General features: G+C 69.2%; 9 protein-coding genes and 3 pseudogenes. 6 read left to right on the forward strand and 6 right to left on the reverse strand.

Going from position 1 to position 9,283, the window contains the following annotated elements:
• Window positions 1-256 precede the first annotated feature (256 nt).
• The 4 genes and pseudogenes from AC068A_RS07705 to AC068A_RS07720 all read right to left on the reverse strand — a co-directional run.
• Window positions 257-487, reverse strand: a pseudogene (locus tag AC068A_RS07705) (integrase core domain-containing protein); the annotation flags it as partial.
• Between the two features lie 34 nt (window positions 488-521).
• Window positions 522-890, reverse strand: a complete 369-nt coding sequence (locus tag AC068A_RS07710) for a hypothetical protein (RefSeq protein WP_478582099.1) — start codon at window positions 888-890, stop codon at window positions 522-524.
• 575 nt (window positions 891-1,465) lie between these two features.
• The gene (locus AC068A_RS07715; protein ID WP_478582147.1) at window positions 1,466-2,260 is read right to left on the reverse strand and encodes an IS5 family transposase; all 795 of its coding nucleotides are present in this window, start codon (window positions 2,258-2,260) and stop codon (window positions 1,466-1,468) included.
• Window positions 2,261-2,531: 271 nt separating this feature from the next.
• Window positions 2,532-3,035 (reverse strand): N-acetyltransferase, encoded by a 504-nt coding sequence (locus AC068A_RS07720; protein ID WP_478582101.1) that lies wholly within the window; start codon window positions 3,033-3,035, stop codon window positions 2,532-2,534.
• Window positions 3,036-3,355: 320 nt separating this feature from the next.
• Here AC068A_RS07720 and AC068A_RS07725 point away from each other — a divergent pair.
• Window positions 3,356-4,195: pseudogene (locus AC068A_RS07725) on the forward strand (transposase); the annotation flags it as partial.
• Window positions 4,196-4,610: 415 nt separating this feature from the next.
• Here AC068A_RS07725 and AC068A_RS07730 read toward each other — a convergent pair.
• Entirely contained in the window at window positions 4,611-4,928 is a 318-nt protein-coding gene (locus AC068A_RS07730; protein ID WP_478582104.1) for an ArsR/SmtB family transcription factor, read from the reverse strand.
• 105 nt (window positions 4,929-5,033) lie between these two features.
• Here AC068A_RS07730 and AC068A_RS07735 point away from each other — a divergent pair, with 105 nt between their 5' ends.
• Complete coding sequence (locus AC068A_RS07735) at window positions 5,034-5,345, forward strand: putative quinol monooxygenase (protein ID WP_478582107.1); 312 nt, start codon at window positions 5,034-5,036, stop codon at window positions 5,343-5,345.
• 10 nt (window positions 5,346-5,355) lie between these two features.
• Here AC068A_RS07735 and AC068A_RS07740 read toward each other — a convergent pair.
• Window positions 5,356-5,496: pseudogene (locus AC068A_RS07740) on the reverse strand (IS630 family transposase); the annotation flags it as partial.
• 15 nt (window positions 5,497-5,511) lie between these two features.
• Here AC068A_RS07740 and AC068A_RS07745 point away from each other — a divergent pair.
• From AC068A_RS07745 to AC068A_RS07760, 4 genes are all read left to right on the forward strand, one after another.
• Window positions 5,512-5,925 (forward strand): hypothetical protein, encoded by a 414-nt coding sequence (locus tag AC068A_RS07745; RefSeq protein WP_478582162.1) that lies wholly within the window; start codon window positions 5,512-5,514, stop codon window positions 5,923-5,925.
• A gap of 170 nt (window positions 5,926-6,095) precedes the next feature.
• Window positions 6,096-6,317: a hypothetical protein gene (locus AC068A_RS07750; RefSeq protein WP_478582109.1), complete on the forward strand. Its 222-nt coding sequence runs from the start codon at window positions 6,096-6,098 to the stop codon at window positions 6,315-6,317.
• Window positions 6,314-8,404, forward strand: coding sequence for a prolyl oligopeptidase family serine peptidase (locus tag AC068A_RS07755; RefSeq protein WP_478582112.1), 2,091 nt, complete (start codon window positions 6,314-6,316; stop codon window positions 8,402-8,404). The genes AC068A_RS07750 and AC068A_RS07755 overlap by 4 nt, the downstream gene beginning before the upstream one ends.
• Before the next feature lie 411 nt (window positions 8,405-8,815).
• Complete coding sequence (locus tag AC068A_RS07760) at window positions 8,816-9,154, forward strand: hypothetical protein (protein ID WP_478582115.1); 339 nt, start codon at window positions 8,816-8,818, stop codon at window positions 9,152-9,154.
• Window positions 9,155-9,283: the final 129 nt, after the last annotated feature.

Genomic DNA, 9,283 nt, shown 5'->3' on the forward strand with positions numbered 1-9,283 from the left:
GCGCCGCCCGCACCGCACAGCTGGCGCCGGGTTCCCGCTCAGGCCGCCTCGCCCGGAGTGATGGCGCTCACTGGCCGGCGGCGCGGTGTCGCCGTTCACGCGCCCCCGGGCCGCTCGAAGCGGCCCGTCCCGAATACCCGCCCGACATTCGCGGCCCCATAACCCTGCGCATCCCGCCGACATCCACCCTGCGTACGACAGCGCTGTTGGGCGTCACCGAAGTTGAGGTTGATCCGCGGGAGTGGACACCGTGGTTTCATGCGACGAGTGACAGCGTACGTGGTGTGATCAGCTGTTGTTCGAATTCGGTTGGTGTGAGGCAACCAAGGGCGGAGTGGCGGCGCCGGTTGTAGTAGGCCAGCCAGCGGAACAGCTCGAGACGGGTCTGCGCCTTGGAGGTCCAGCGCCTCCCGTGGAGCAATTCCCGCTTCAGGCCCTGGAAGAACGACTCGGCGAGGACATTGTCGTAGCTTGAGCCGACGCGGCCTGTGAGTGTGCGGGGTGGTGGCAGCGGTTGGGTGTCAGCCGGTGGCTGTGCTGGGGAGGGGCTGGGTGAGGCCTCCGATGCCGTCGACCTGGTCGGGTGTGAGTGTCGGTGAAAGTGGCCAGTTGAAATCTTCCAGGTCTGGCCAGAGTTTGGTGGCGGTACCTGTGGGGTCGAGGGTAGTGACGAGGTCGGTGTGAAGAGCCTCTGAATCGGTTTCGGCGATGAAGAGTGCGATGTGGTTGATCACGATGGTGGTCACGTGGCCCAGGCTTTGCTTGGCTTCGACGCCGGCGACCCAGGTGTCGCCGTCTTCGTCGGTCTCTTTGTGATGGGCGTTGCCGGCAGTTCGATCCCGACTTTGTAGTGCCTGGTTCTGGCGCTGGGGTGAGAAGTTGTATCTCAACCGAACGTGATCCGTTGATTTCTGCTGGTCAGGCGTGGTGTAGCTCGGAATGAGAGAGGCATCCGGCGTCTTGTTTCCGCTCCGTGAGCGAGGGGTGCGCGATGGCGTCGGTGCTGGGAATGCTGGAGGAGCGGGAGGCAGCGGCCCGTGTGCGGGTGGAAGGACTACGGGAGGAAGTCGCCCGGTTGGCTGAGGTGTTGGAGGCCGCCGAGATCGAGCTGGACCGGCGGGTGATCGCGCGGGAAGAGCTGGTCGAGGCCCTGGCAGCCTCGGCTGCCGAGACCACCGCCGGGACCGAGGCCGAGGAGAAAGCGGTGCTGTCGCTCGCGCCGGTGCCGGGCTCGACGGTGCCGCCCTGGCGGGAAGGGCTGCCGGTGACGGTTCTGGCGCCGGACTATCAGCGCATTCTGGGCGTGCTGGAACAGCAGCGATCCACGGGTCACGACCGCTTCGGGCCAAGGAGATCGCGGTGGAGCTGGGCCTTGACGCGACGTCGGCGAAGGTCGAGGGGCTGCGGTCGAAAGCCCGGCGCCTGGCGGAGCGCGGGTGGCTCCTCCTGGAGGCGTCGGGGGCATTCAGTGCCGGTCGGTGGCCCGAGGCCGCGCCAGACGCCGGCTCATCCGCGTGACCATCGACCACCGAATCATCGCTTCGCTGGTGGCGGGCAGGGTCTCGTAGTCCCGGGCCAGGCGGCGTGAATGCATCAGCCACGCGAACGTGCGCTCTGCCACCCACCGCCTCGGCAGCACCACGAACCCTGCCATGTCGTCGGTGCGCTTGACGATCTCCAGGGTCAGAGCGAGCTTGTCCCGGCACCAGCCGACAAGGCCGCCGGTGTAGCCGCCGTCGGCCCACACGAGGGTGATGTCGCGGTGCAGACGGCGCAGCCGCATCAGTAGGCCCGCCGCGGCGTCCCGGTCGCCGATGTTCGCAGCCGTGACCGCGACGACCAGGAGCAGGCCGAGGGTGTCGGTCACGATGTGCCGCTTGCGGCCCGGCACCTTCTTCCCGCCGTCGTAGCCGCGTGAGGCGGCCGGCACCGAGGCCGCGGCCTTCACTGACTGCGCGTCGGTGATCCCCGCCGTGGGCTCGGCCTCGCGGTCCGCGCGCTCACGGACCGTCCCGCGCAGCCGGTCGTGGAACTCGGCGATCAGCCCGTGCTCGCGCCAGCGGCGGAAGAAGGCGTAGACCCGGGCCCATGCGGGGAAGTCCGCGGGCATCGCCCGCCACGAGATCCCGCCCGCGACCAGGTAGCGGATCGCGTCCAACAGCTGCCGGTGGCAGTAGCCCTCGGGCCGTCCACCCCGCCCCGGGAACCAGGCAGGCACCGGCAGCAACGGCCGGAATGCCGCCCACTCCGCGTCCGTCATGTCCGACGGATACCGGCGCACCCGGTCCGGATGGTCGGCCGTGTTGCCGTACACATGCGCGAGGCAATCGCACGACACGGCGGGCGAGTTGAAGTCAACGTGCCCGGACACGTACAACAAAGTCAACAGGGCCTCTGGGAACCACTCGGAATGGGATCGCACCCCCGAGCTACCAGGAGGCCCTGCTTCCACGCGCGGAAACCGCCGCAGTCACCCGATCGAGACTCCCGTTCGACCGACAGCCTTCGAGATCGGTACGGGCAACAACCACTTACGTGTCGGGATGCTCCGGCAGGGCGAGCCAGTCCGACCAGGAAATCTCACGGCCGAGGAAGCGCGGCTGCTCGAACGGCCAGTCGGCGGCGATCCACTGCGGCACCAGCGCGTCGAGGGCCTGCTCGACCTTGCTGCCCACCAGCTCGTCCACCACCCACCAGGAGATCTCGCCGTCCGCGCCGGCCTTCTCCGGCGGGTCGATGTAGACACAGCCGAGCAGAGCTGTCTCCGCCGCGTCGAACAGCGCGTAGTTGAAGGACTGGTGCGCGGCGATCTCCTTCTCGTGCCGCAAAAGGTCGGCCTGGTCGGCCTCGTAGGTCATGGTGTCCGCGGGCCAGCCCCAGGCCGGGCCGAAAATGGCCCACAGCCGCTCGCGCGAACCCATCACAGCCGGATAGTCGAGCGGGGTGTCCACCTCCCGGATCGGCCGCAGGTGATGACCACCGCCCGGCAGCGGTACCAGGATAGGGTGGACGAAGTCATCGGGAAGCCAGCTCATGGCGCCCGACCGTAGCAGCGCGCGGCCGTCCGCTCCCCTGGATTTCCCCGCATACCGCCAGGCCCTGCTCTCATGCCGGGCAAGGCCCGCGATCACCCGATCGAGACTCCCGTTCGATCGACAGACTCCATGATCGGTATGGCAACGGCTTCTGAGCTTGGTGTTGTTTAACCTCGGCCGTTCACCCGGCCCGCTGATCTTGGTTCGTTTCCGGGACAGCAGGGCGGCCGTTCTTCACGCTTCGAGGTGTCGAGCAACGTCGCGTGAAGGAACGGCCGCTGGTGAAGAGTTTCGCTGCTGAACAGTCCGCTGACGCCGCGTTGGGTGTCCTGTCCCACTTTCGTGTCCAGTTCTACGACTGCCTCTACACCCGGGCGGATGCGCTCTTCGAGCTGACCGACGCGGTGCTGTGCTCGGACGGCCCGGTGACGTCGTTGGTCGTGTTGACGCTCACGGCCGAGCACCGGCGGGGACACGGGGCGATGTACGACGCGGTCAACCACGGCTGGCTGGAGCCGCGCCGCCTGCGCAGGCTGCTGGCCTCCATGCCGCTGCCGCGTGCCGCCGACGGGCGGATCGTGCTCGCGGTGGACGTGAGCAACTGGCTGCGTCCCGACGCCCCCACCAGCCCGGAGTTGCTGTTCTGCCACGTCTATGGGCGGGGCCGCAGCGCGGATTAGTTCATCCCCGGCTGGCCTTACTCCTTCGTCGCCGTGCTGGAGACGGGACGTACGTCCTGGACGGCGGTGCCGGACGCGATCCGGCTCGGGCCGTGCGACGATGCCAGCGCGGTGACCGCCATCCAGCTGCGCGAGGTGATCACCCGGCTGGTGCACGCCTGGCAGTGGCGGCCGGGTGACGCGGACATCCTCGTCGTGATGGACACCGGCTACGACGTCACCCGCCTCGCCTTTGTCCTGGCCGACCTGCCCGTCGAACTGGTCGGCCGGCTCCGCTCGGACCGCGTCATGCTCCGGGATGCCGGCCCGCGCCGCTCCACCCCCCGTGGAGGACAGCCCCGCAAGCACGGCGGCGTCCTCACCTTCTCCAAGCCGGAGTCCTGGCACACCCCTGACCAGGCCACGACGTGCGACACCACCCGCTACGGCACGGCCGACGCCCTCGCCCGCCTGGCTCGAAGAACCGCAGGCCAGCCCCACGTCACGAGCCCGGGAAGACCGTGAAACGAATCGAAACCGTCACCGAACGCGTCCGCCTGAAACAGCAGCGAGGTTAATGATCAAGCTCAGGGATCAGACGAGGGGCCTGGGGCCGGCCCGCCGGGCATCCGAGCCCTCAAATGTCGAGATCCCGGGCCGGGGGCGCGATTACCCGCACGAGAGGTTGGCCAGAGCTCCCTGCGGACCACCCGGACGCAGCAGATCGCTACGCGCTCCTCCCGGCATGGCGTCCGCCGGCCGCCTGGGGCTGATACCCGCACCAAATGTTGATCAGGAGCCCGTTCGGCAGTGGCAGGCGCGGCAGATCGCTACGCGCTCCTCTGATCTCGGCGTCCGGCGATCGTCTGGGGCTGATACCTGCACCAAATGCTGATCAGGGCAGCTCAGGGAGCGGTCAGGCGGTCGGCTCGGCCGTCAGGATGGCGAGGAGCCCGGGGAATCTGGCCTCGATGTCTGCTCGACGCAGGCCTGCCATCCGGCTATTGCCCCGGTTGACCTGGTGGATCAGGCCGGCCTCCCTCAGGGTGCGGAAGTGATGGGTCACCGTCGCCTTGGAGACCGGCAGCGAGAAAGACGCGCACGTGCGCGCAGTGCCTTCGGGGGCAACGGCCAGCTCGCGCACCACTCGGCGACGCAGGGGGTCGGAGAGTGCGGACAGCACTTTGCCGAGCTCGATCTCCTCGACGGTCGGATGGCCCTCGTCGTCGGGCATGGTGGCGACCTCCTCCCTCAGGTATGGATTGGATCTTACCTCCGGCGACTGTTAGCGTCCGGCAGGTACGAATCCAGTCGTACCTATCTGTGGGGGAGAAGCCCGATGGACCAGCTCGTCACACTCATTGGTGTCGCCCGCCCCAAGCCCGAACGCGCCCAGGAACTCATGGAGCTGCTGCTCTCCTTCGTCGAGCCCACCCGTCAGGAGCCGGGCTGCCTGGAGTACCACTTCCACGAGGACCGCGAGGAGCCCGGCGTCTTCGTGTTCTACGAGGTGTGGCGCAGCCAGTCCGACTTGGACGCTCACCTGGCACTCCCGCACTTGCGGGACTTCTGGGAGCGTCGGATGGACTACCTGGCCACCGATCTGGAGATCCGCTTCGTGGACATGCGCAGCCCCCACGGCCATTACTGACTTCAGCTCGTCAGGGTGACGCTGGTTCGTAGAGGGTCAGGCCGGTGCCGGCTATGAAGCCGTCGAGGGTGTCGGGCCGGTATTGGAGGCGTTTGAGCCGGTTGCGGACGAGTGCTTCCAAGCGGTCGAGGGCCATGACGGCGAGGTTGGCCCAGAGATTGGCGCCGTGTACGACGCCGCTGTGGTGGAGAACGAGCGGCGGGACCGCGAGCGGGCCGCTCGGGCCGCCGAGGCTGCGGAGACCACCAGTCTGCGTGAGCAACTGGCGGCCGAGAACCCTGAACTGGTCGGCGTGCAGGCTGCCGCGGACGTTCCGGGCCCGCGCGACGGCGCCGCCGGGTACGCCCCGGCGGCCGGCCGCGGCCGCCAAGCCGCGGAGGAGCTTCGTGTGCGCGCTCTTCTGATCGCTGAGGGCATGTACGGCACCGCCTTGGACGAGGAGGTGCGTTGCCGGATGGCCGCGTGGAAGGCCGAGCGACGTCGGGAGGTTGAGGCCGCCGACCTGGCCGCCGTGGCAGCTCGTTCTGTCGGCGCCTGGCCGACTGCTGGTCACCAGCAGGCCGCTTCGGCACCGTTTTAGCCGCTGTGCGGCCCGCTGAGCGCCTCGCAGCAGCTCCCGGCTCGGGTCGTGTCGGTCTCTGAGAGGCGCTCAGCGGGGCGACTGCGGGTTGCCGGTGGTCCCGATGCGAGGTGGCGAGTGCGGGGGACAGGCCGCGGTGGCGGGCGTGTTGGTGGGAGGCTGGGGCGGTGATGGCTGAGCGTTGGGCGGGGATGCGGGTGTACGGAGCGTACGCGGACGAGCCGGCGGGGCCGGTGGACGGCCACGCCTATGTCGAGCTCGTGGGCGGCCCGGTGGACGGCCAGCTCCTGGACGTGACCGGGATGAGTGCGCAGGACATGGTCGACGGCGTGCTGCACGGGAGTTCGTACAGTTCCGTCATACACGTCGGGTCGAGGAGGGCCGTGCGGTGAAGGAACTCAGGCTGCCCATTGACCTCCCGGTGGCGCGGAAGGATCCGGACAGCGGCTATACGGTGCACGGGCGCCGGTTCCAGGATCCGTACGCCTGGCTGGAGCGCATCGACGACGCGGAGGCCGCGACGTGGATCGCCGCGCAGGAGGCCGTCACCCGCGCCGTGCTGGCCGAGGTGCCCGGACGGGACCGGTTGCGGGCAGAGGCTTCCCGTGCCTCGCGGTATGCGCGCATGTCGCCGCCGATCCCCGCGGGACCACACGGCCAGGAGTTCTTCTGGCAGGCGGGCGCCGACGACGAGAAGCTCGCGTTCGTGCTGCGGCGCAGCACAGGAGCGGCCGCACTGCCCGAGACCGTGCTCGACCCGAGCACGTGGGCGAGCGAGGAGGCGCTGGTGTTCGCCGTGCCCTCGCCCGACGGCCGTCTGGTCGCCTTCGGAAAGTCCGTGGGCGGCACGCACGACGCCGTGATCCACGTCCTCGACATCGCCTCGCGGCAGGTACTGCCCGACCGGCCCCGCGGCTCAGGCCACTCGGCACCCGCTTGGCTCCCCGACTCCTCCGGCTTCCTCTACGCCGCCTGTCCCGAGCCCGGCGAGGTCCCGCCGGGAGAGGAAGCACTCTGGCACGCCGTTTACGAGCACCGGCTGGGGTCGCAGCAGCCGGCCCGCCGAATCTTCGGAGGACGGCACGATCACGAGAAGGAATACTGGTGCTCGGTCAAGGCCAGTGAATGCGGCCGCTTCGCGGTCCTGTCCATGTGGGACTACGTGCACGCCAACACCGTGCACCTGCTGCGCCTGGCCGACGGCGAGCTCATACCGGTGGCTCCCGTCATGCGATCCCTCAACCAGGTCCAGGTCATCGGCGACTCGCTGCTCATCCATACGGACCTCGACGCACCGCGCGGCCGGCTCTGCCTCGCACCGCTGACCGGGCCGACCACTTGGCGGACCCTCATACCCGAGGGCCCCGACACGCTCCAGACGGTCGCCGGAGTCGGCGGCCGGCTCTACGCCGTCTACACGCACGCGGCCTCGCACCGGGTGCGGATCCACGCCGCGGACGGCACCCACCTCCGCGACCTGGAGCTTCCTGCCCTCGGCTCGGTGAACCGCAACGAGGGCGAAGGCGTCGTCAGCGGGGTCAGCGGCCGCTGGACCGGTGACGAGGTATGGGTGAGCTTCACCTCGTACGTACAGCCGCCGTCGCTCTACCGCTACGACTACGCGGCGGACCGGCTGTCGCCGTACCACGTGCCCGACGCCGGACTCGACACATCCGCATTCATCACGGAACAGGTCCGGTACGAGTCGCCGGACGGCACGCCGGTCTCGATGTTCGTCGTCCGCCACAAGGACCTGCCGCGCGACGGGCAGCGGCCCGTGCGGCTCAGCGGCTACGGCGGGTTCAACATCGCGATGGAACCGCGCTGGGCACCGGTCAACGCGGCGTGGCTGAGGCTGGGCGGCGTACTGGCCTTCGCCAACATCCGGGGCGGTGGCGAGTACGGCCGCGGCTGGCACGAGGCGGCGGTCAAGACCCGGCGGCAGAATGCCTTCGATGACTTCGTTGCCGCCGCGCGCTACCTGGTCTCGGCCGGCTGGACGACGCCCGGCCGGCTTGTCTCGCGCGGCAACAGCAACGGGGGCCTGCTCGTCACGGTTGCTGCTATGCAGGCACCTGACGCCTTCGGGGCGGTCTACAGTCGGGTGCCGGTGCTGGACATGCTGCGGTTTCCCCGTTTCAGCCATCTGGCCGCGGCGACAGTGGAGTACGGCGATCCCGATGACCCGGTCGAAGGCCCGTATCTCGCCGGCTACTCGCCTTACCACAACGTTCGAGCCGATCGCCGCTACCCCGTGATGATGTTCGCGCCGGCACTGAACGACCGGAACGCTCCTCCCTATGATCCGCTGAAGATGGCTGCCCGGCTCCAGGCCGAGGCCGCGCGGGGAGGCCCGTACCTGGTGTTGCCGCTCCGCGCTTCGGGGCACGCGGGCGGTACCACGGCGTCGGCCCTGATCGAACAGGACGTGGACGAGCTGAGCTTCTGCTGCTGGGCGCTCGGTGTGATGCCTCGGTGAATGCCTCCTGTCTGACACCGAGGGCACCTTGATGGCGGCCTGTGCCGGAGTGTCGGACTGATACCGGCCGAAGAAGCACACCACTGCTGCTGCTTCCAGTGGTGGGGCCCGGTCAGAGGGGTCTCGGCCGGCGCGTCAGGCCTTTCCGGTCATCTTGATGCACTCCGGACCGCTGCGACGGCAGGGCGGTTCGGTCATCCCGCAGACTACGGCCGCCGCAGGCTGCCTCGGTACGCCGCGGGCGTCCTTGTCGGCGGCCGCGACAGGCTCCCAGGCGCAGCCGCCCGCCACGGCAGTCAGGGGCATCTCTGGATCTGGCGCCGCGACTGAGGGCGGTATCGTCGCACGTGAGAGGCTCCCTGCCGCAGGGTCGGGGGCCTCTTGGCCGTGTATCCGGATCAGGGTGGGGAGATGGGCGGGACCGACGGCAGGAACAGACCGGAACTCTCCGACGAGGAGTGGGCCCGGTTCATGGAACAGGCAGCCGCTGAGGGGGCGGGGGAGGATCCGAGGGAGCCGTCCGCGCAGGCACGCATGGTGAGCGCGAGACTCCGGCGCGACCAGGGCCAGGAGCCGCCGGGCTGGCGCACCGGACCGGCCTGGCAGGACATTCGGGGCGGCCGCGGCAAGGCCAAGCGGCGGATCAAGGCCTCGCTGGCCGTCGTCTTCATCGCCGGGCTCGCGCTGGTCATCGTACGGCCGGAACTGGTGATCGACCGGATCACGGGCAAGGCGCAGGCCGGGGCTTGACCCCGGATCTTGGACACTCGAGACACTTGGATCTTGAGTCCAGGAGAACGGATGTCCCGTGGTCATGAAGCACTATCCGCCGGAGTTCAAGGCGGACGCGGTCGCGTTGTACGAGTCGCGGCCGGGAGC

This window comes from Streptomyces sp. NPDC043854 (assembly GCF_056436005.1).

Excerpts from the sequence above, each read along its gene's own strand:
- AC068A_RS07735 (WP_478582107.1), top strand. The coding sequence starts at position 5,034 with ATGGACCAGCTCGTCACACTCATTGGTGTCGCCCGCCCCAAGCCCGAA.
- AC068A_RS07750 (WP_478582109.1), top strand. The coding sequence starts at position 6,096 with ATGGCTGAGCGTTGGGCGGGGATGCGGGTGTACGGAGCGTACGCGGAC.
- AC068A_RS07760 (WP_478582115.1), top strand. The coding sequence starts at position 8,816 with ATGGGCGGGACCGACGGCAGGAACAGACCGGAACTCTCCGACGAGGAG.
- AC068A_RS07720 (WP_478582101.1), bottom strand. The coding sequence starts at position 3,035 with ATGAGCTGGCTTCCCGATGACTTCGTCCACCCTATCCTGGTACCGCTG.
- AC068A_RS07730 (WP_478582104.1), bottom strand. The coding sequence starts at position 4,928 with ATGCCCGACGACGAGGGCCATCCGACCGTCGAGGAGATCGAGCTCGGC.
- AC068A_RS07715 (WP_478582147.1), bottom strand. The coding sequence starts at position 2,260 with ATGACGGACGCGGAGTGGGCGGCATTCCGGCCGTTGCTGCCGGTGCCT.